The 19,028-nt window shown below is 64.6% G+C and carries 20 protein-coding genes; 17 read left to right on the top strand and 3 right to left on the bottom strand.

Translation table 11 applies throughout. The annotated features are described in order from the left end of the window. The first annotated feature begins 58 nt into the window (after window positions 1–58). The 10 genes from ACZ0BA_RS04905 to ACZ0BA_RS04860 are packed head-to-tail and all read left to right on the top strand — an operon-like array spanning window position 59 to window position 9,173. A complete protein-coding gene (locus ACZ0BA_RS04905; RefSeq protein ID WP_463450211.1) occupies window positions 59–1,075 on the top strand; it encodes a TRAP transporter substrate-binding protein in 1,017 nt (338 codons plus the stop codon). Next, window positions 1,072–1,641 (top strand): TRAP transporter small permease, encoded by a 570-nt coding sequence (locus tag ACZ0BA_RS04900; RefSeq protein WP_463450210.1) that lies wholly within the window; start codon window positions 1,072–1,074, stop codon window positions 1,639–1,641. The genes ACZ0BA_RS04905 and ACZ0BA_RS04900 overlap by 4 nt, the downstream gene beginning before the upstream one ends. Continuing rightward, window positions 1,638–2,987, top strand: a complete 1,350-nt coding sequence (locus ACZ0BA_RS04895; protein WP_463450209.1) for a TRAP transporter large permease — start codon at window positions 1,638–1,640, stop codon at window positions 2,985–2,987. The genes ACZ0BA_RS04900 and ACZ0BA_RS04895 overlap by 4 nt, the downstream gene beginning before the upstream one ends. Next, window positions 2,988–4,649 carry a malonate decarboxylase subunit alpha gene (gene mdcA, locus ACZ0BA_RS04890; protein ID WP_463450208.1) on the top strand — a complete coding sequence of 554 codons (1,662 nt, stop codon included), beginning with the start codon at window positions 2,988–2,990 and terminating at the stop codon, window positions 4,647–4,649. A gap of 10 nt (window positions 4,650–4,659) precedes the next feature. Then, window positions 4,660–4,974, top strand: a complete 315-nt coding sequence (gene mdcC, locus ACZ0BA_RS04885; protein WP_463450207.1) for a malonate decarboxylase acyl carrier protein — start codon at window positions 4,660–4,662, stop codon at window positions 4,972–4,974. Beyond that, window positions 4,971–5,903 (top strand): biotin-independent malonate decarboxylase subunit beta, encoded by a 933-nt coding sequence (locus ACZ0BA_RS04880; RefSeq protein WP_463450206.1) that lies wholly within the window; start codon window positions 4,971–4,973, stop codon window positions 5,901–5,903. The genes mdcC and ACZ0BA_RS04880 overlap by 4 nt, the downstream gene beginning before the upstream one ends. Before the next feature lies 1 nt (window position 5,904). After that, the gene (mdcE, locus tag ACZ0BA_RS04875; protein WP_463450205.1) at window positions 5,905–6,621 is read left to right on the top strand and encodes a biotin-independent malonate decarboxylase subunit gamma; all 717 of its coding nucleotides are present in this window, start codon (window positions 5,905–5,907) and stop codon (window positions 6,619–6,621) included. 46 nt (window positions 6,622–6,667) lie between these two features. Continuing rightward, window positions 6,668–7,309, top strand: a complete 642-nt coding sequence (gene mdcG, locus ACZ0BA_RS04870; RefSeq protein ID WP_463450204.1) for a malonate decarboxylase holo-[acyl-carrier-protein] synthase — start codon at window positions 6,668–6,670, stop codon at window positions 7,307–7,309. Then, window positions 7,309–8,247, top strand: a complete 939-nt coding sequence (mdcB, locus tag ACZ0BA_RS04865) for a triphosphoribosyl-dephospho-CoA synthase MdcB (protein ID WP_463454709.1) — start codon at window positions 7,309–7,311, stop codon at window positions 8,245–8,247. The genes mdcG and mdcB overlap by 1 nt, the downstream gene beginning before the upstream one ends. 2 nt (window positions 8,248–8,249) lie before the next feature. Continuing rightward, entirely contained in the window at window positions 8,250–9,173 is a 924-nt protein-coding gene (locus ACZ0BA_RS04860) for an ACP S-malonyltransferase (RefSeq protein WP_463450203.1), read from the top strand. Between the two features lie 48 nt (window positions 9,174–9,221). On the opposite strand, the gene trxC is transcribed toward ACZ0BA_RS04860, so the two are convergent. The 3 genes from trxC to ACZ0BA_RS04845 form a co-directional block, all read right to left on the bottom strand. Next, window positions 9,222–9,683, bottom strand: coding sequence for a thioredoxin TrxC (gene trxC, locus ACZ0BA_RS04855; RefSeq protein ID WP_463450202.1), 462 nt, complete (start codon window positions 9,681–9,683; stop codon window positions 9,222–9,224). A 118-nt stretch (window positions 9,684–9,801) separates the two neighbouring features. After that, the gene (phaP, locus tag ACZ0BA_RS04850) at window positions 9,802–10,443 is read right to left on the bottom strand and encodes a TIGR01841 family phasin (protein WP_463450201.1); all 642 of its coding nucleotides are present in this window, start codon (window positions 10,441–10,443) and stop codon (window positions 9,802–9,804) included. A gap of 292 nt (window positions 10,444–10,735) precedes the next feature. After that, complete coding sequence (locus tag ACZ0BA_RS04845) at window positions 10,736–12,367, bottom strand: OFA family MFS transporter (RefSeq protein WP_463450200.1); 1,632 nt, start codon at window positions 12,365–12,367, stop codon at window positions 10,736–10,738. A 172-nt stretch (window positions 12,368–12,539) separates the two neighbouring features. Between ACZ0BA_RS04845 and ACZ0BA_RS04840 the strand changes: the two genes are divergently transcribed. The 7 genes from ACZ0BA_RS04840 to ACZ0BA_RS04810 all read left to right on the top strand — a co-directional run bounded on the left by ACZ0BA_RS04840 (window position 12,540) and on the right by ACZ0BA_RS04810 (window position 19,025). Beyond that, window positions 12,540–12,863 carry a flagellar basal body rod C-terminal domain-containing protein gene (locus ACZ0BA_RS04840; protein ID WP_463450199.1) on the top strand — a complete coding sequence of 108 codons (324 nt, stop codon included), beginning with the start codon at window positions 12,540–12,542 and terminating at the stop codon, window positions 12,861–12,863. Between the two features lie 82 nt (window positions 12,864–12,945). Continuing rightward, entirely contained in the window at window positions 12,946–14,532 is a 1,587-nt protein-coding gene (locus ACZ0BA_RS04835; RefSeq protein WP_463450198.1) for a class I adenylate-forming enzyme family protein, read from the top strand. Window positions 14,533–14,553: 21 nt separating this feature from the next. Further along, entirely contained in the window at window positions 14,554–15,726 is a 1,173-nt protein-coding gene (locus ACZ0BA_RS04830) for an ABC transporter substrate-binding protein (protein WP_463450197.1), read from the top strand. A gap of 16 nt (window positions 15,727–15,742) precedes the next feature. Continuing rightward, window positions 15,743–16,615, top strand: coding sequence for a branched-chain amino acid ABC transporter permease (locus ACZ0BA_RS04825; protein ID WP_463450196.1), 873 nt, complete (start codon window positions 15,743–15,745; stop codon window positions 16,613–16,615). Further along, window positions 16,612–17,610 (top strand): branched-chain amino acid ABC transporter permease, encoded by a 999-nt coding sequence (locus ACZ0BA_RS04820; protein ID WP_463450195.1) that lies wholly within the window; start codon window positions 16,612–16,614, stop codon window positions 17,608–17,610. Before ACZ0BA_RS04825 ends, ACZ0BA_RS04820 begins: the two co-directional genes overlap by 4 nt. Further along, window positions 17,603–18,331 (top strand): ABC transporter ATP-binding protein, encoded by a 729-nt coding sequence (locus ACZ0BA_RS04815; protein WP_463450194.1) that lies wholly within the window; start codon window positions 17,603–17,605, stop codon window positions 18,329–18,331. Before ACZ0BA_RS04820 ends, ACZ0BA_RS04815 begins: the two co-directional genes overlap by 8 nt. After that, complete coding sequence (locus ACZ0BA_RS04810; protein ID WP_463450193.1) at window positions 18,324–19,025, top strand: ABC transporter ATP-binding protein; 702 nt, start codon at window positions 18,324–18,326, stop codon at window positions 19,023–19,025. The genes ACZ0BA_RS04815 and ACZ0BA_RS04810 overlap by 8 nt, the downstream gene beginning before the upstream one ends. Window positions 19,026–19,028: the final 3 nt, after the last annotated feature.

Genomic DNA, 19,028 nt, shown 5'->3' with positions numbered 1-19,028 from the left:
TGCATAAAATGTGCAACAAATATAATATTTCTGAACATCAATTTTCTTGGAGAAATGCATGACTACTTTTACCCGCAGGTCCGTACTCGCCGCTATCGCCGCCAGCCCGTTACTGTTCCAGCCTGCCTGGGCGCAGACCAAGACGCTCAAGATCTCCCACCAGTTCCCCGGCGGGACCATCAACGAGGGCGACTTCCGCGACCGCATGACCCGCATGTTCGCGGCCGAAGTGGAAAAGCGCTCCAAGGGCGGCCTGAAATTCGAGATCTATCCAGGTTCGTCGCTGATGAAGACCAACGCCCAGTTCTCGGCCATGCGCAAGGGTGCGCTCGATCTGTCGCTGGTTCCGCTGTCGTACGCGGGCGGCGAAGTCCCGGAGGTGAATATCGGCCTGATGCCAGGCCTGGTGACGTCGTACGAACAAGCCTACGGCTGGAAGAACGCCGAAGTAGGCAAGGAACTCAGTCGCATCCTGTATGAAAAAGGCATCGTGCTGGTGAGCTGGATCTGGCAGGCCGGCGGCGTCGCCTCGCGCACCAAGCCGGTCATCGATCCGGAAGACGCAAAAGGCATGAAGATACGCGGCGGTTCGCGCGAGATGGACCTGATCCTCAAGGCGGCCGGCGCCGCCGTGGTGTCGCTGCCGTCCAACGAAATCTACGCCGCCATGCAGACCGGCGCGATGGAAGCGGCGCTGACCTCCTCCACCTCGCTGATCTCCTTCCGCCTGGAAGAAGTGTCGAAGGCGCTGACCACGGGCCGCAATGGCGCCTACTGGTTCATGTTCGAGCCGCTGATGATGTCGCGCGCGATCTTCGACAAGCTGCCGAAGGACCAGCAGCAGCTGATCATGACTGTCGGCGCCGAGCTGGAAGCGTTCGCGCTGAAATCGGCCAAGGCCGACGACATCCAGGTGGCAGCCGTGTACCAGAAGGTCGGCGCCAAGGTCGCCGACCTGAATCCGGCTGCCTTGAAAAAATGGCAGGCCATCGCCCGCACCACTGCCTGGAAAGACTACGGCGAAAAGAACGATAACTGCGCCAAACTGCTGAAACTGGCGGAGCAAACGCTATGAGTCACGGCTTCGAGCTGGAGCCGGGCCGAGGCCCGGCGCCACCCGACAACGCCGTCATAGCGGCGGCCACCGCGCTGCTGGACCGTGTCAATCGCGCGCTGCTGTTCGTGTCGATGATCGCGCTGGTGCTCACCGCCATCGTGCTGACCTATTCGGTGGTGTCGCGTTACTTCTTCAACGCGCCCACCGACTGGCAGGACGAGGCCTCGGTGTTCATGCTGGTCGGCGTAACGTTCTTCTGTACGGCCTTCGTGCAGTCGCATCGCGGCCATATCGGCATCGAGGCGGTGGCGTCGTTGCTGCCACGCGGCGTCAACGCCGCGCGCCTGCTGTTCGTCGACGTGGTATCGGCGCTGTTCTGCGCCTTCTTCTCGTGGAAATCGTGGACGCTGTTCCACGAAGCCTGGGTCGACGGCCAGACCACGTCGTCCACCTTCGCGCCGCCGCTGTGGATACCGTATTCGTTCATGGCGGCCGGCATGACCCTGCTGACCCTTCAGATCGTGCTGCAAACGCTCGCCAGGATGACCAACAAATCTAAACCAACACTGGAGCGCGTGGCATGAGCGAACTGACTCTGGGCGCGCTGTATGGCGCCGTGACCCTGGTGGTGATGTTCTCCGGGATGCCGATCGCCTTCGCTCTCGGCGTGGTGGCGACGAGCTTCATGTATTTCTTCATGCCGTCTTCGTCGCTCGACACCATCACGCAGAACGTCTACGAGGAGATGGCGTCGATCACCCTGCTGTCGATCCCCCTGTTCATCCTCAAGGGCGCGGCCATCGGCAAATCACCGGCCGGCAAGGACCTGTACTCCGCCATCCACACGTGGATGCACAAGGTCCCCGGCGGCCTGGGTATCGCCAACGTGTTCGCCTGCGCGCTGTTCGCGGCGATGGCCGGCTCCTCGCCAGCGACCTGCTCGGCCATCGGCTCGGCGGGCATCCCGGAAATGCGCAAGCGTGGCTACTCGCCCGGGTTCGCGGCCGGCATCATCGCCGCCGGCGGCACCTTGGGCATCCTGCTGCCGCCGTCGATCACGATGATCCTGTATGCGGTCGCCGCCGAGCAGTCGCTGGGCCGCCTGTTCCTGGCCGGTATCGGCCCCGGCGTGCTGCTGGTCGCACTGTTTGCCGGCTACGCCGTGTATCGCGCGCAGAAGGAATACAAGATGGCGCTGGCCATCTACCAGAACGGCGGCGAAAAGTCGCCGTACCTGGAGGACGAGCATTTCACGTTGAAGCAAAAAGTGGAAATGCTGCCGCGCGTGCTGCCGTTCATCATCCTGCTGATCGGCGTCATGGTGGCACTCTACGGCGGCTTCGCCACCCCGTCGGAAACGGCGGGCCTGGGCGCGCTGCTGGCGATGGTGCTGCTGGCGTTGATCTACGGCGTGTGGAAGCCGAAAGACCTGTCGCCCATCCTCAGCTCATCGATCAAGGAATCGACGATGCTATTGCTGATCATCGGGATGTCGCTGCTGTATTCCTACGTGATGAGCTACCTGCACATCAGCCAGTCGGCCGCCAACTGGGTGGTCAGCCTGCACCTGTCGAAATGGCTGCTGTTGACGGTGATTTTGCTGATGGTGGTGGTGTTCGGCTTCTTCCTGCCGCCGGTATCGATCATCCTGATGACCGCGCCGATCATCCTGCCGCCGTTGAAAGACGCCGGTTTCGACCTGATCTGGTTTGGCGTGGTGATGACCGTGGTGATGGAAATGGGCTTGATTCATCCGCCGGTGGGGCTCAATATATTCGTTATCAAGAACATCGCGCCAGACATACCGCTCAAGGATGTGATCTGGGGCGTGTTCCCCTTCCTGGTGCTGATGTTCGTGGCGGTGATCCTGTTATGCGTGTTCCCGTCCATCGCCACCGGCCTGCCTGACATGATTATGGGAGCAAAGTAAATGACAGTCGCCGCATGGAACACCCTGCAGCTTAACCGCGCCGCACGGCTCAAGCGCGCCGGCACGGCGCTGGGCACCGACCTGACGGGCAAAAGCCTGCCGGCCGCGCGCATCGCCGATCTGCTGCATGCGGTGATCGAATGCGGCGACCGCGTTTGCCTTGAAGGGAATAACCAGAAACAGGCCGATTTCCTCGGCCACGCGCTCGCGCATCTGAATCCGGAACGGGTCAACAACCTGCATATGCTGCAGTCGGTGCTGGCCTTGCCGGAGCATCTGGATGTGTTCGAGCGTGGCGTCGCCTCGAAGCTGGACTTTTCGTTTTCCGGCCCGCAGGCGGCGCGCGTGGCGCGGCTGGCGTCGGCCGGCAAACTGAATATCGGCGCGATCCATACCTATCTGGAGCTGTTCAGCCGCTACTTCATCGACCTGCCGCCGCGTGTCTGCCTGATCGCGGCGGAAGCGGCCGACCGCCACGGCAATCTATATACCGGCCCTAACACCGAGGATACGCCGGCCATCGTCGAGGCGACCGCCTTCAAGCAGGGCATCGTCATCGTCCAGGTCAACCGCATCGTCGACAGCGTGCCGCGCGTCGACGTGCCGGGCGACTGGGTCGATTTCGTCGTGCAGTCACCGCGCCCGTACTACATCGAACCGCTGTTCACGCGCGATCCGGCGCAGATTTCGGAGATACAGGTGCTGATGGCGATGATGGCCATCAAGGGCATTTACGCAGAATACGGCGTGCAGCGACTGAACCACGGCATCGGCTTCGACACCGCCGCCATCGAACTGCTGCTGCCGACCTACGCCGAGTCGCTCGGCCTGCGCGGCAAGATCGGCAAGCACTGGGCGCTGAATCCGCACCCGGCGCTGATTCCGGCGATCGAGGCGGGCTTCGTGCAATCGGTGCATTCGTTCGGCTCGGAGCTGGGCATGGAGGACTATATCCACGCGCGGCCCGACGTTTTCGCCATCGGCCCGGACGGCACCATGCGCAGCAACCGCGCCATGTGCCAGGCCGCCGGCCACTATGCCTGCGACATGTTCATCGGCTCGACCTTGCAGATCGATTTGCAGGGCAACTCGTCGACGGCGACGGCGGGCCGCATCTCCGGCTTCGGCGGCGCCTCCAACATGGGCGCGGATGCGCGCGGGCGGCGTCATGCCAGTCCGGCGTGGCTGAAGGCCGGCCAGCAGGCGCGCGAAGGCCGCAACACTATCCCGCGCGGCCAGAAGCTGGTGGTGCAGATGGTGGAAACCTTCCGCGAACATATGCAGCCGGCCTTTGTCGAAAAGCTCGATGCGTGGGAATTGATGGAACAGGCCAAGATGGCGATTCCGCCGGTGATGATTTACGGCGACGACGTCACCCACATCCTGACCGAGGAAGGCATCGCCAACCTGCTGCTGTGCCGCACCGACGAGGAGCGCGAACAGGCGATACGCGGCGTGGCCGGCTACACGCCGGTCGGGCTGGGACGCGACGCGCGTATGGTGGAAAACCTGCGCGATCGTGGCATCATCCAGCGTGCCGAGGACCTTGGCGTCGACAAACGCCTGGCCACGCGCGACCTGCTGGCCGCCCGCAACATGAAAGACCTGGTGCGCGCATCGGGCGGTTTGTACCAGCCGCCCAAGCGTTTCCGCAACTGGTAAAGGAATAACTATGGAAACCCTGAACTACCGATACGAGCATGGCACCCGCCGCCTCAAGACCGCCCCGCAGGTGGTCGGCGTGGTCGGTTCCGGCAATCTGGAAGTGCTGATCGAGCCGGCGGCGCTCGACGGCGCCTGCACCATCGAGATCACCACGGCGGCGGTGGGCTTCGGCCCGATCTGGCAAGCCGTCATGAACGACTTCCACGCGCGCTGGCTGCTTGCCGACACCCGCATATCGATCAACGACATGGGCGCGACGCCGGCTGTCGTCAGCCTGCGGCTCGACCAGGCGGTCCAAACGATGGTGGGAGACGCATCATGAGCAGCGCCGTGAACAGCGCCACGAATCCGGTCCGCGCCATCAGTTATCAGGAAGCGACCGCGCGCGAACGCCTGCAACAGCTGTTCGATCCGGGCAGCTTCGAGGAGTTCCTGCCGCCGTACAAACGCGTCATCAGCCCGCACCTGGGTCAACTCAACGCGCCGGTGGCGTTCGACGACGGCGTGGCTGTCGGCCGCGCCTCGCTCGGCGGCGTGTCGGTCTACACCGCAGCGCAGGAAGGTGGCTTCATGGGCGGCGCGGTGGGCGAGGTGCATGGCGCCAAACTGGTTGGCCTGTTGCGCCGCGCCGTCGCCGACAAGGTCGCGGCGGTGGTGCTGCTGGTGGAATCGGGCGGCGTGCGCCTGCACGAGGCCAACGCCGGCTTGATCGCGGTGTCCGAAGTGATGCGCGCCCTGCTCGACGCCCGCGCAGCCGGCGTGCCGGTGATCGTGCTGGTGGGCGGCTCCAATGGCGCCTTCGGCGGCATGGGCATCGTTTCGCGCTGCGCCAATGTGGTCGTAATGTCCGAGGAAGGCCGGCTGGCGATGTCCGGCCCGGAGGTGATCGAAACCGCCAACGGCGTCGAGGAATTCGATTCGCGCGACCGCGCGCTGGTCTGGCGCAGCACCGGTGGCAAGCACCGTTATCTGATGGGCGACTGCCAGCGCATCGTCGCCGACGACATCGCCGCCTTCCGCGCCGCCGCGCAGGAAGCGGTCGCGCAGTATGCCAACGAGCCGGCCGAATTGTCGCTGGAGGGGCTGGAGGCCGAGCAGCGTATGCTCGACGAGCGTATCGCCAGCTTTGGCGCCCTGCCCGATCCGATCGACATCTGGACCGCGATGCAGATACCCGATGCGGCCAATGTGCCGATGCTGGAAGTGGACAGTTTTATCGCGGTGGCCGCAGCGCGCCGCAAGGGAGCCTGACATGGACTGGAAAAAACTGGCGGATGCGCTATTCCCGCAAGGTCACTCGATCGTCGAGAAAGACGATTTCCTGTGCGGCAGCGGCCAGGTGGACGGCGAGGTGGTGAACGTGATCGGCACCACGGCCCACACGCCCATCGGCGTGGAAATCGCACTGGCGCAGGCGCGCGCGATACTGCACACAGTGCGTGAATTCCCCGGCAAGCCGATCCTGATGCTGATCGACACGCAAGGCCAGCGCCTGCGCCATCGCGACGAAATGTTGGGTATCAATAGCTACATGGCCCACTTGGGCAAATGCGTGGACCTGGCGCGGCGCAAGGGCCACAAGATCATCGGCTTGGTCTACGACCAGGCCTTGTCGGGTGGTTTCATCACCAGCGGCCTGATGGCCGACGCCTGCTACGCCCTGCCCGACGCCACCATCCGCGTCATGGGCTTGCCGGCGATGGCGCGCATCACCAAGGTGCCGGAAGAACGTCTGACGGAACTGGCGCAAAGTAATCCCGTGTTCGCGCCCGGACCGGAGAACTATCTGCGCATGGGCGGCCTACAGGCGATCTGGGAAGGCGACCTGGCGGCGCAGCTGAAGGCGGCGCTGGCCGAGCCGAGCACCGGCGACCGGCGCAGCGCGCTGGGTCTGGAACGTGGTGGACGACGCCTGGCGCAGCCGGTGATCGAGGCGGTGATGACGGACGGCGATGTACACGCCGCCTGAAAACACCGGTGATGCGGGACCAGTCGCTGCGGCGCTGCAGCGGCATATGCTGGTCTGGCTTGACGACGCCGGCTGGACCGCCGCGCAGGCCACCGACGAACCGCAGCACAAGGCCGTCTTCCGACTATGGCAAATGCAGTCATGGCCGGTGATCGTGCGGCGCGCGGACGCCGACGCGGCGCCGGACGAAATCTGCCTCGGCCTGCCTTTGCCGCCCGATGAGGACAGCGGACAGAAGGTCCGCATATCGCTGCGGGCGCATACGTCGCATATCAGAAAAACGGCACCCGCAATGGCGCTGGCGAGCGTGCTACGCTCGTCGCCAAGCACCTGGCGCGCGCAACTGACGGCGCTCGAACGCGATGCGGTGGGGATGCCTCTGCGGGTCTACGGCTCGCTGGCGATGGAGGCCATCACCGAGCTTCCGTATGTGTCGGAGACGTCCGATGTCGATATCCTGTTTTACCCAACCACCCGCCCGCAGCTGGAGAACGGCATTGCCGTCCTGTCCCGTCATGCGGCGCTGCTGCCGCTCGACGGCGAGGTTGTTTTCCCAGGCGGCGCGGCGGTATCGTGGAAAGAGTGGGTGATGGCGATCGCCAACCCGGCCAAGGTGATCGTCAAGGAGCTGCACGCGGTGCGGTTGGCGGACACCGCGTCGCTGCTGGCGTTACTGGAGCCGTCGTGATGCGCGCCGCGAGCCTTGCCCATGCTTCGGCGCTACGCGTGCTCCCGTCGCATGCGGCGCCACGACAGCTCGGCGCGTCGGCGCAAAAAAGCTTCGCGCGCGAGATCGCACGGCTTGCCGTCGGCAGCCTGTACACCGAACTATGCCTGTATCCCAAACCGGGGCTGGTGTCGCTGGTCGATTCCGGCAGCCATAGCGACATGAACGCGGCCACCTTCATGCGCAGCCTGTTCTCGCTGCGTCACTATTTCAAGGATATCTGCCTGGCGGGATTGAACGACGCGCCCTTCGCGAAGCTGAAACAACTTGGCATCGCGGCGGAAAAGGCGATGTCGAAGGCGACGCGAGGCGTCAACACGCATCGCGGCGCCATCTTCAGCCTTGGGCTGCTGTGCGCGGCGGCCGGGCGAGCGCGGGCGCAGGGTACGCCGCTGACACCCGCCGCGCTGCGCGCCACCATGCTGATACGCTGGGGAGAGGAACTGGCGATGCACGCAAGCGCGCCATCCCCGCCAACTGCGGCGGCCAGCAACGGTCTGCGCGTCGCGGCGCAATACGCGGCGAGCGGCGCGCGGGAGGAAGGCGCGCTTGGCCTGCCTTCGGTGTTCGAGATCGGCGTGCCGGCGTTGCAGACTGCGCGCGCACGCGGCGCCACGATAACGATGGCCCGCATCGACGCGCTGTTTGCGTTGATGGCGCACATCAGCGACAGCAACGTGTATCACCGCGCCGGCCCGCAAGGCGCGCAAACGGTGACCACGCATGCGCGAAGCTTCCTGGACGCCGGCGGCACGGCCAATGCGAAGTGGCTCGACCAGGCGCTGGCCAGCCATCGGCTGTTTGTCCAGCGGCGACTATCGCCGGGCGGCGCCGCAGATCTGTTGGCCGCCAGTTGTCTCGTGCAGTCCATCGCCGCGCTGGACGCGGAGCGGCGGTAGCGATGTCGTACGGCGCCCAGGCACGCCTGCTGCTGCTTTGCCCCGGACAGGGCGGACAGCATGCGCGCATGTTCGACCTGGCGCGCACCAGCCCTAGCGCGGCCGCCCTGCTCGACGGGCTATCCGCCGCCATGCCGCTGAATGGCGACGGCGCGGACATTTACGCCAACAGCAGCGCGCAACCGTTGATTGTCGCTGCGACGCTTGGCATGTGGGAAGCAATCCGGGAATTTGCACCGCAACCCGCACTGGTGGCCGGCTACAGCATCGGCGAACTGTCGGCGTACGGCGTGGCCGGCGCCCTCACCGCCGCGACGGCGACCGGGCTGGCGACAGCGCGCGCGCAGCTGATGGACGCCTGCCTGTCCGCGCATCCGAGCCAGGCCTTGCTGGCGTTGTCGGGGTTGAGCGCAAAGCGGCTCGCAGAACTGGCGACCGCACACGCTTTTCACGTGAGCATAGAAACCGGTGACGACGCCTGCATTGCCGGCGGTTTGGCGCACACCGCGCAAGCGCTGGAGTCGGCCGTCATCGCGGCGGGAGGACGGTGCACGCGGCTACCGGTCGAAGTGGCGTCGCACACGCCGTTCATGCAAGATGCCGTGCGGCCGTTCGCGGAACTGCTGCGACAAGCACACTTCGGCCCGATGGCCGCGCCGGTGCTGGCCGGTATCAGTGCAACCCCGGTCTGCGACAAGCCGCAAGCGGTGGATCAGTTGTCGCGCCAGATGGCGGAAAAAATCCGCTGGCTCGCGTGCATGGATGCCTGCGCCGAAGCCGGCATTACCTTCGCGCTGGAGTTGGGTCCCGGGTCGGCGCTGACGAAAATGCTGCAGGCGCGCCATCCGCAGATCAACACCCGGTCGGTTGCCGATTTCCGCACCCTGGACGGTATTCGAAAATGGCTGGACCGCGCCGCCGAATGAGCAATAACCGTCTCGGATATGCAGTCTCGAACAAGCAGTTTCGAATAATCACCCGCGATTGTTCTGTGTCGCCCACGCGACGATGTTGGTCGCATCCATGGCCCCCGGCTGGCGCGCGATTTCCCGACCACCCTTGAACAACGCCAAGGTTGGAATGCTGCGGATCGCGTAGCGCGCCGACAAATCCTGCGCCTCTTCGGTATTCACCTTGACGACACGAAACTTCGGCTCCAGCCGCTGGGTAGCCTGCGTGTAAAACGGCGCCATCGTGCGGCATGGACCGCACCACGGCGCCCAGAAATCGACCAGTACCGGAATGTCGCTGCGTTCGATATGCTTGGTGAAGCGCGCACTCGACAAATCGACCGGCTGGCCGGTGAACAGCGCGCGCTGGCACTTGCCGCACACCGGGTCGGCCGACAGCCTGGCAGCCGGCACGCGATTGACGGCGTCGCAATGTGGACAAACGATGTGCAGCGATTCCGGCTGCGCGGTGGTGGACGTTGTCATACCTTATCTCCAGACAGCATAAGCCGGCCATGATAAAGCATGGGCGAAAAAAATGCCGCGCGCGGCGATTCTCGATCCCGCACACGGCAAATTTCAAATTATTTTAGTGCAACCGGGCTCAGGTCTCCTTGCGCGCTCCGGCTTGCTTGCTACCCTGCCCGGCAGACTGAGCCGCCGTTTGTGCCTGCGATGCCTGACCGCCTTGCATGCTGCCCTGCTGGCTGTCGGCGCCATTCTGGCCGGCGCTCTGCAGCGACTGACTACCACGTACTTCGGTGCCACGCGACTGTTGTCCGCCGTCGTGCTGATGCGTGAACGGATCGGTAAATTTGCTGACGGCGTCCTGCTGGCTACGCAGCGTTTTTTCCGTCTCTTCCGACGTCACACGAGCGACTTCATCGGCCAGGGCGCGGGCGGTGCGGGTCGTTTCCTGGACGTGCTCTTCGGCGACTTTGGACAGGTCAACCTGGGTGTCGGCGGCAATACGCGACAGGTGCTGCTGGTAGGCGCGCAGCTTTTCAGCCGTCGGCTGGGCGTGCGCCGCCGCTGCGGCCAGTGCCTCGGTCGGACGATTCGCGGTGATGAACTTCTGGCCGCTCGTCGTGCTTTCTTCCAGAATGGTTTGCGCCAGTTGGATGTTCAGATCGCTGTATTGCTGAGCCGTACGGAACAATGATTTCGACATGTCGTTAAAGAACGACAGCTGCGCTTCCAGATGCGTTCTGGCGGCTGGGGTGACTGACTGGGAAAATGGATACATGAGTATGCCTCAAAAAAGAAAGTGAAAGGTTGCCTTGAGATGTAGCGATGGTGTCGATCCGGTCTCGACGACGCGTCTGCAGCGCGAGAGACAAGGCTACGTGAGCCCACCCCACGCCGTATGATCTAGATCAAACGTGCACCGAACCGACTTCCCGACAAATGCGCACTCAAATTTTGCTCTCGATCAGAGTCAATGCCAGAGGCCAATGACACGCCGCAAGCTCCACGCAAAAAAAGGGCCGGTTCAGCAATGCTGAACCGGCCCCATCGACCGTGAGGAAGCTATCGGCTTACTTGAACAGTACCGAAGCCTTTTGCACCGTGATCGAAATACCGATGGCCATCGGGATACCCACCGCCAGCCAGCCGAAAGCGACCGCGATCGGGCTGGTGGTGCCGCCCGCCGCGACGGCCGCGCCGGTCGATGCGGCCGCGTCGCGCTCGTGCGCCAGCTTCTTTTCGGCCGCCAGTTCGGCGTCGGTCATGAAGTGCTTGTCGGCGATCGGACGCACCAGCAGGTTGCACACCAGGCCAACCAGCAGCAGGCCGGCCAGCACGTACATCGTGAAGTCGTAGGCCTGCGCCTTCGGCACGCCGTTGGCGATCTGGTACTCGCGTACGTAGTTGACCAGGATCGGGCCGAACACGCCGGCGGCGGCCCACGCGGTCAGCAGGCGACCGTGGATCGCGCCCACCATCTGGGTGCCGAACAAGTCGGCAAGGTAGGCCGGCACGGTGGCGAAACCGCCGCCGTACATCGACAGGATGATGCAGAAGAAGCCGACGAACAGCGCCAGCTGGCCGCCGTGCGCCATCGACGGGATCGACGCGTACAGCGCGAAGCCCAACACGAAGAAGATACCGTAAGTGACTTTACGACCCAGGAAGTCGGAGCACGACGCCCACACGAAGCGGCCGCCGATATTAAACAGCGACAGCAGGCCCGTGAAGCCGGCGGCGATGGCGGCGATCTGCCCCTTCTGCGCCAGGGTCAATTCGTTGAACGCCGTGGTCACGCCCAGCAGCTGGCCGCCGAAGATCTCCTGCAGCAGCGGCGAGGCCATGCCCAGGATGCCGATACCGGCGGTCACGTTCAGGCACAGGACCAGCCACACCAGCCAGAATTGCGGAATGCCCCACACCTTGCTGGCGTGGACGTGGCGGGTGGTGATCATGGCGTTGGCGTTGGTCGCCGGCGGCGTCCAGCCGGCCGGTTTCCAGCCGGTGGCCGGCACGCGGTACGACAGCGCGCCCGCCATCATGAAGACGAAGTAGATCGCCGCCATCGCCAGGAAGGTTTGCCAGACGCCGACCGAGCCGGCGGTGGCGAAGTGCTTCATCAGCATGTCGGCCAGCGGTGCGCCGATCATGGCGCCGCCGCCGAAGCCCATGATGGCCATGCCGGTCGCCATGCCGCGACGGTCCGGGAACCATTTGATCAGGGTCGACACCGGCGAAATATAGCCGAGGCCCAGACCGATACCGCCGATCACGCCGGAACCGATCCACATCAGCCAGATCTGGTGGTGATAGACGCCCAGCGCCGAAATCACCAACCCGCCACACCAGCACAGCGCCGACACCACGCCCGCTTTACGCGGACCGGCGTGTTCCAGCCAGCCGCCGAACAGCCAGGCGGACAGGCCGAGGAAGACGAAGAACATCGTGTACATCCAGCCCAGCATCGAGATCTGCCAGTCGCAGGTCGACGACAGGATGCGGGCCATCAAATCCATGTCGGCCGCGCAGGCCAGCGGTTCGGTGACGCCGACCGCGCGCGACAGCGGCAGCCAGAACACCGAAAAACCGTAGGCCATGCCGATGCAAAGGTGGATCGCCAACGCCGCCGGCGGTACCAGCCAGCGATTGAAGCCGGACCCCGCTATCGTGCGGTCCTTCTCCAGAAAATCAAAAAACGCCATGATTACTACTCCCCTGATTATTTCTCAAAAACAACTAAGGCGCGCAGAGTATCATAAAACCTGCGCTTTTTAAACCGATATATTATCTAACCTTCTAGTTAACGTGCGCATAGGCAATAAATGCGCTACACTTAACTCAGTTCCACAGAGCAATAACGGGCAGGAAACTATCATGGCGATATCCGCACTCCACACCTCGGCCTCCGGCCTGCAAGCCAGCGCCGGCGCGCTAGCGAACAGCGCGCATTCGGTCTCCAATATGAATACCGCAGGCTTCGAGCCGGCGCGTGCCACGTTCCAGGAAACCTCGCCCGCCGGTGGCGGCGTCACGCTGTCGGTGCAGGGACGGCAAATGCAGTCGTCGGAAGCCAGCGGCACCGACTTCGCGACCGAGACCACCAATTCGCTGATGTACAAGGCGCAGTTCGACCTGTCGGCCAAAGTGATACAGGCCGCCGACCAAAACCTGGGCACGTTGATCGACATCAAAGCTTGACAGGGTCTGGCCAAATCGGCACATTGGGGACTTCCGGGAGGGAGACCATGACAACAGACCAGAACACCCCGGCGCGGGCCGGATGAACAGCATCAGCGCCAACGCCGTTATCGACGTCGGGCAGGTGCTGGCATCGCTGCCGGACCGCATCAGCGGCATTCCACGCCGCTGGTCGGCGCGCGCGCCCGACGCACCGGCGCTGCACGACGGCCGGCGGGTATGGACCTACGCGCAACTGGCGGCGGCGGTCGACCAGACATCCGCGCTGCTGCGCCGCCTCGGCGTGCGCGCCGGCGACCGCCTCATGGTGGTTGGCGAAAACTGCGCCGCGCAAGTGGTGCTGACCTTCGCCGCCGCCGACATCGACGCCTGGATCGTCCACGTCAACGGCCGCCTCTCCGCGCGCGAAGTAGACCAGATCCTCGGCCACAGCGGCGCGCGGCGCGTGATCTACACAACGATACCGGCCTCCCCTGAAACCGCGGCCCACGGCCTGCGCCACGGCGCCGAGCCGGCGCAGCCGCCGTTCGACGACCATCCCTGGATGATCGGCACGCTGAACGCCGGCGCCGACACGGAAGCGCCGCAGGCCTCGCCCGGGCGCCAGGTCGCCGCGCTGATCTACACCACCGGCACCACCGGCAATCCCAAGGGCGTGATGCTCACGCACCGCAACCTCTTGTTCATCGCCGCCATTTCGAGTACGCTGCGCGGCCTGACGCAGGACGACCGCGCCTACGGCGTGCTGCCGATCACGCACGTCTATGGCCTGGCCTCCGTCATGCTGGGCACCCTGTACGCGGGCGCATGCCTGTATCTGTGCCCGCGCTTTGCGCCCGATGCGCTGATCGCGGCGATCCGCGACGACGGCCTGACCATCCTGCAAGGCGTGCCGGCGATGTATGCGCGCCTGCTGGAAAAGCTCGGAACCGGCGACGACGGCCAACCGCGCCGGCTCGAGAACCGCCTGCGCTTCGCCTATGCCGGCGGCTCGCCGCTGGCGCCCAGCCTGAAAACGCAGGTCGAGAATCTGCTGGGCGTCGCGCTGCACAATGGCTATGGCCTAACGGAGACCTCGCCCACCGTGAGCCAGACGCGCCTCGACGCGCCGCGTGGCGATACCTCGGTCGGCATGCCGATTCCCGGGGTGGAAGTGCGCGTTGTCGACACGGCGGGCGACGATGTGGCGGCGGGCGCCGACGGCGAGCTATGGGTGCGCGGTCCGAACATCATGCTCGGGTACTACCGCGAGCCGGAAATGACAGCGGCGGCGATGCGCCCCGGCGGCTGGATCAACACCGGCGACATGGCGCGCCAGGAAGCCGACGGCGCGCTGTTCATCGTCGGCCGCACCAAGGAGCTGATCATCCGCTCCGGCTTCAACGTCTATCCGCTGGAGGTGGAGACGGTGCTGAACGCGCATCCGGCGGTGACGCAATCGGCGGTGGTCGGCCGCGACTCGAACGACGGCGACGGCAACGAGGAGGTGGTGGCCTTCGTCGAACTCGATCCGCGCCAGCGCATATCGACGGAAGAATTACAGCAGTACCTGGCGGGCCGGCTGTCGCCTTACAAATGCCCGTCTGAGATCATCGCGATGCAAACGCTGCCAGCGGCAACAACCGGCAAGATCTTGAAAGGACGGCTGCGGCAACTGGCACAAAAATAACCAAAAAAGGTGGAGACAGTCATGAGAAAAATAACGATGGCCGCGTCGATCGCGGTACTGATGACGGCAATGGCGGCAATCACGTCCCGCGCGCAGGCGGAGGAATTCGTCGTCGGCGCGCAGCTACCGCTGACCGGCACCCTGGCGCGGGTCGGCGCCGGCATGCAGGAAGGGGTGATGGTCGCCGCCGACGTTTTCAACAAGGGCAACGGCAAACACAAGATCAAGATCGTCACCATCGACGACGAATCGGCGCCGGCCAAGGCGGTGGCGGCGGTCGAGAAGCTGGCCAGCGAGGGCGCCATCGCCATCACGGGCGGCTACGGGTCCAATAACATCTCCCCCGCCTCGGACGCGGCCAACAAACTGGGGCTGCCCTACATCACGTCCGGTGGCGTCGACGATAGCCTGGTCAACAGCGGCCGCAAGAATTTTTTCCGCATCAATAACACCGCCGGCTACGAAAAAGCCGTCCTGGGCACGCTGGCCGAGATGGGCGCGAAGTCCGTGTCCATCGTCTTCTCGACCAAGGAGGCCACCTCCGACCTGGCAAATTCGGTACAAAAGGCGCTGACGGCCAAGGGCGTCAAAGCCACCGCGCACTCATTCGATCCGGCCATCACCGACTTCAAGCCGATCGTCAACAAGATACGGCTGCAGGACAAGTCGGAAGTGATACTGATGGTCGGCTACGAGAACGACTATGTCGGCATCCTGCGCGCCGCGCGGGTGCTCAAGCCGCCCGTTAATGCGCTGGTCGGCGTGTGGTCCCTGGCGACGCCAAAGATGGCGGCCGAATTCCCCGACCTGATGCCCAATGTCTACGGCACCGCGCTGCTGCCCTTCCCCGCCACCTTCGACACGGCCGACGGCAAGGCTTTCGCAGCCGCCTACAAGGCGCTATATAAGAAGGAGCCGGATTACCTGGGCCAGTTCGGCTACGTCCAATCGATGCTGCTGTTCGAGGCCATCGCCCGCGCCGCCGACAAGGGCACGATCAAAAAAGGCGGCGTGGCCGAGGAGCTGCGCAAGACCGACCGCGAAACGCTGATCGGCCGCGTGCAGTTCGGCGCCAACGGCGACAATCTTAATTTCGTCCACCGCATGGCCCAGCATCAGGGCAAGAACATCGTCATCGTCTGGCCGGCATCCAACGCCACCGGCAAGATGGTCTATCCGGGCAAGCCGTGGTAAGCCTGGATCGCGGCACATGACCGACCTGATACTGCAGGCGCTCTATTCGGGCCTGCTCCAGGGCGGCTCCTACGCGCTGATCGCGCTGGGACTGGCGCTGGTATTCGGCACCATGCGGGTGATTAATCTCGCCCACGGAGAGCTGGTGCTGCTGGCGGCCTACATCGCCTACACGGTCGAATCGGGGCTGGGCCTGAATCCCGCGTGGGCGATTCCGATCGCGGTGGTCGTCGTCAGCCTGGCCTCGGCCGGCGTGTACGGCATCGTCAGCCGCATCCGCAAGGATCGCGAAATCAATTCGCTGATACTCACTTTCGGCATCGGCGTGATCATGACCAATCTGATCCTGCTGATCTGGAAGGCCGACGTGCGCTCGACCAGTTCCAGCTGGCTTCAGGAGGCGTTCGTCGTCGGCCCGCTGTACAGCATGCGCGGCGAGGCGGTGTTCTTCATCGTCAGCCTGTTGCTGATGGCCGGCCTGTGGTGGTGGCTGTCGCGCAGCTGGTATGGCCGCGCGCTGCGCGCCGTCTCCAGCAACCGCGAAGCGGCCAAGTTGATGGGCATTCCGCCGGCGCGTACGGAGCTGGTGTCCTTTATCGTTGCCGGCATGCTGGCGGGCTTCGCCGGCGTGGCGCTGTACAGCTACGGCGTGATCCAGCCGGCATACGGCGGCGCGCTGACCGTCAAGGCCTTCATTATCGCCGTGCTGGCGGGCGTGGGGTCGATACCCGGCGTGCTGCTGGGCGCCGTGCTGCTTGGCGTGGCCGAGGCGCTGACCGTCACGCTGGCCAGTTCCTCCCTGCAGGAGCTGGCCGGCATGATGCTGTTCCTGCTGGTGCTGTTCGTGATGCCCAATGGCTTGCTGGGCGCCAGCCGGAGGCGCGGATGAGCGGCCGGCCGCCGGGCCTCGCACCGGTTACCGTTATCGCGATACTCGCCGCCGGATATGGCGCCGTGCCGCTGCTGCTCGGCGCCAATCAATACATTATGAGCCTGATCGTGGCGGCGCTGGTGATCGGCTGCGTGGCGCTGTCGTGGGCCTTGCTGGGCAATCTGGGCGGCATGGTCAGCTTCGGGCATAGCGCATTCTTCGGCGTCGGCGCCTATGTGTCGGCCATCGTCACGCTCAAGGCGGGGCTGCCGGTGCCGGCCGGGATGGTGCTCGGTGGCGTCGGCGCGGTGCTCGCGTCGCTGGCGATGCTGCCGGTGCTGCGCCTGCGCGGCCCCTACTTCGCGCTGGCGATCCTCGCGTACGCCCACATCTTCCGCATCGTCGCCACCGAATGGACTTCGGTCACGGGCGGCTCCGGCGGCATCGGCAATATCCCGCTGCTGCCGGCGATTCCAACGAACCTGTTCGGCATCGACATCGGCGGCAAGACCGGCGCCTATCTGGTCATCCTCACCATCGTCCTGCTGTTCGCGCTGGCCTACCGTGCCATTCGCGCCAGCCACTACGGCCTGGCGCTGCGCGCGATGCACGACAGCGAGGATGCCACCCGCGTGGTCGGCGTCAACAGCACGCTGCTCAAAGGGCTGATGCTGATGGTGTCGGCCTTCATGGCCGGCGTGGCGGGCGCGTTCAACGCCCACTATCTGAATTTCCTCGAACCGGATTACGCCTTCAACGGCGTATGGGTGACGCTGCCCATCGTCGCCGCCATCTTCGGCGGTTATCGCACCATCGCCGGACCGGTGGTCGGCGCGCTGGTCGTGTACCTGCTCGACCAACTGGTATTCAAGGCGCTGATCCCGACCGGACATCAACTGGTGCTCGGCGGCCTGCTCGTCGCGATGATACTCTTCAGTCCCACCGGTTTGCTGCCGCTGCTGCCGTCGCCGCGCAAGCCCGCATCCAGGCCAGGAAGGAACGACCATGCTTGAACTGAACAACCTCTCGGTGCGCTTCGGCGGCCTGACGGCGGTCAACAACGTCACCCTCAACATCGGCGCCGGCGACGTGGTCGGACTGGTCGGCCCCAACGGCGCCGGCAAGACCACGCTGTTCAACGCCATCTCGGGACTGGTGCGCACGACCGGCGGCAGCATCCGCTTCGACCGGCATGATGTTCTGCGTACGCCCATGTACCGGCGCGCGCGGCTGGGCATCGGCCGCACCTTCCAGGTGCCGCAGCCGATGCATGAGTTGACGGTGCGCGAGAACCTGATCGTGGCCCAGCGCTTCGGCGCCGAGAAGATCGACACCCAGCGGATCGACGAGATCCTGGAGTTCACCAGTCTGGCCGACAAGGCCGCGCGCGACGCCTCCACGGAGCTGTCGTTGACCGAGTTGAAAGCGCTGGAGGTGGCAAAGGCGCTGGCGACATCGCCCAAGCTGCTGCTGCTCGACGAGGTGCTGGCCGGGCTGGAAACCACCGGCAAACGCCGTTTCATGGAGATGTTGAGGGAGATGCATACGCGCTTCGGCGTCGGCATCGTCATGATCGAACACGATATCGAAACCATCAGCGCGCTGTGCTCGCGGGTGGTGGTGCTGAACTTCGGCCAGTTGATCGCCGATGGCACGCCGGACGCCGTCTTCCGCGATCCGGAAGTGATGCGCAGTTACACCGGTGCGGCAGCAGTTGGGGCAAGCAATGCTTGAACTGGACCGGGTGCGTTCCGGTTACGGCGCCATCAACGTGTTATGGGATGTGTCGATGCATGCGCAGGCGGGCGAGCTGACGGCCATCATCGGTCCGAACGGCGCCGGCAAGACCACGCTGCTGCGCACGATCATGGGGCTGCTGCCGGTGACCGGCGGCGAAATTCGCCTCGACGGCCGGCGGTTGAACGGCACGCCGACCTGGCATATGGCCGACCATGGCGTGGCCCTGATCACCGAGGACCGCTTGACCTTCCGCGACATGAGCGTGGAGGAGAATTTGATCATGGGCGCTTATCACCCGTCGCATCGGGCGCATGTCAAAGCACGGCTGGAGAATGCTTACCTGATGTTTCCTCGGCTAAGGGAGCGACGGACGCAGTTGGCCGGCTCGCTGTCGGGTGGCGAAGCGCAGATGCTGGCGATGGCGCGGGCGTTGATGTCCGAGCCGCGATTGTTGATTGTCGACGAGCCGTCGCTGGGATTGGCGCCGGTGATCGTCAATGAAGTGTTCGAGACGCTGGCGCGGCTGAAGGCTGGCGGCCGCACCATCATCCTGGTCGAACAGAATACGGAACGGGCGATTGGCATCGCCGATCATGTTTATCTGATGCAGACCGGGAAGGTGGTTCTGTCGCGGCGTGCCAAAGAAGTCAACCTCGATCAGGTGAACCAGCTGTATTTCGCGCGCTAACCG

The sequence above is a fragment of the Duganella sp. AC917 genome (assembly GCF_979258245.1).
The sequence above is the reverse complement of the archived record's forward strand: the minus strand, read 5'-3'. Positions and strand labels throughout refer to the sequence as shown.

Bases quoted from the DNA above. Each gene is read 5' to 3' on its own strand.
- ACZ0BA_RS04905 (WP_463450211.1), top strand. From the start codon at position 59: ATGACTACTTTTACCCGCAGGTCCGTACTCGCCGCTATCGCCGCCAGC.
- ACZ0BA_RS04900 (WP_463450210.1), top strand. From the start codon at position 1,072: ATGAGTCACGGCTTCGAGCTGGAGCCGGGCCGAGGCCCGGCGCCACCC.
- ACZ0BA_RS04895 (WP_463450209.1), top strand. From the start codon at position 1,638: ATGAGCGAACTGACTCTGGGCGCGCTGTATGGCGCCGTGACCCTGGTG.
- mdcA (WP_463450208.1), top strand. From the start codon at position 2,988: ATGACAGTCGCCGCATGGAACACCCTGCAGCTTAACCGCGCCGCACGG.
- mdcC (WP_463450207.1), top strand. From the start codon at position 4,660: ATGGAAACCCTGAACTACCGATACGAGCATGGCACCCGCCGCCTCAAG.
- ACZ0BA_RS04880 (WP_463450206.1), top strand. From the start codon at position 4,971: ATGAGCAGCGCCGTGAACAGCGCCACGAATCCGGTCCGCGCCATCAGT.
- mdcE (WP_463450205.1), top strand. From the start codon at position 5,905: ATGGACTGGAAAAAACTGGCGGATGCGCTATTCCCGCAAGGTCACTCG.
- mdcG (WP_463450204.1), top strand. From the start codon at position 6,668: ATGCTGGTCTGGCTTGACGACGCCGGCTGGACCGCCGCGCAGGCCACC.
- mdcB (WP_463454709.1), top strand. From the start codon at position 7,309: ATGCGCGCCGCGAGCCTTGCCCATGCTTCGGCGCTACGCGTGCTCCCG.
- ACZ0BA_RS04860 (WP_463450203.1), top strand. From the start codon at position 8,250: ATGTCGTACGGCGCCCAGGCACGCCTGCTGCTGCTTTGCCCCGGACAG.
- trxC (WP_463450202.1), bottom strand. From the start codon at position 9,683: ATGACAACGTCCACCACCGCGCAGCCGGAATCGCTGCACATCGTTTGT.
- phaP (WP_463450201.1), bottom strand. From the start codon at position 10,443: ATGTATCCATTTTCCCAGTCAGTCACCCCAGCCGCCAGAACGCATCTG.
- ACZ0BA_RS04845 (WP_463450200.1), bottom strand. From the start codon at position 12,367: ATGGCGTTTTTTGATTTTCTGGAGAAGGACCGCACGATAGCGGGGTCC.
- ACZ0BA_RS04840 (WP_463450199.1), top strand. From the start codon at position 12,540: ATGGCGATATCCGCACTCCACACCTCGGCCTCCGGCCTGCAAGCCAGC.
- ACZ0BA_RS04835 (WP_463450198.1), top strand. From the start codon at position 12,946: ATGAACAGCATCAGCGCCAACGCCGTTATCGACGTCGGGCAGGTGCTG.
- ACZ0BA_RS04830 (WP_463450197.1), top strand. From the start codon at position 14,554: ATGAGAAAAATAACGATGGCCGCGTCGATCGCGGTACTGATGACGGCA.
- ACZ0BA_RS04825 (WP_463450196.1), top strand. From the start codon at position 15,743: ATGACCGACCTGATACTGCAGGCGCTCTATTCGGGCCTGCTCCAGGGC.
- ACZ0BA_RS04820 (WP_463450195.1), top strand. From the start codon at position 16,612: ATGAGCGGCCGGCCGCCGGGCCTCGCACCGGTTACCGTTATCGCGATA.
- ACZ0BA_RS04815 (WP_463450194.1), top strand. From the start codon at position 17,603: ATGCTTGAACTGAACAACCTCTCGGTGCGCTTCGGCGGCCTGACGGCG.
- ACZ0BA_RS04810 (WP_463450193.1), top strand. From the start codon at position 18,324: ATGCTTGAACTGGACCGGGTGCGTTCCGGTTACGGCGCCATCAACGTG.